This is a genomic window from Pseudomonas sp. 2995-1 (genome assembly GCF_002742505.1).
Lineage (GTDB): Bacteria > Pseudomonadota > Gammaproteobacteria > Pseudomonadales > Pseudomonadaceae > Aquipseudomonas > Aquipseudomonas sivasensis.
On the sequence record NZ_LJSA01000516.1, the window covers coordinates 1 to 305 of the forward strand.

The window sequence follows — 305 nt, forward strand, 5'->3', positions numbered from 1 at the left end:
AGGATTTGGAGCACCTATAGCAGTAGTTGCACCATTACTTGTTGGTATTGGAGTTAAGCCCGTAACAGCTGTTGTCATTCCTCTTATAGGTCATGCATGGGCAAATGTATTTGGGACACTAGCCGTGGCGTGGATAGCTACAACAAATGTTGTGACTATTGAAGATGCTGCTACTACTGTGTTTTATACTGGTATTTTACTTTGGATTCCAAATATAATTGCTGGTCTGATGATTTGCTGGCTATTTGCTAAATGGAAGGGAGTTAAGGAAGGATTCTTGGCGGTGGTCATCATCTCTACTATAC

At 41.3% G+C, this 305-nt stretch carries 1 protein-coding gene; it reads left to right on the forward strand.

The window, feature by feature from the left end:
- Positions 1 to 305, forward strand: a 305-nt coding sequence (locus tag AOA61_RS27295; RefSeq protein ID WP_178075215.1) for an L-lactate permease, incomplete at both ends; no start/stop codon positions are given.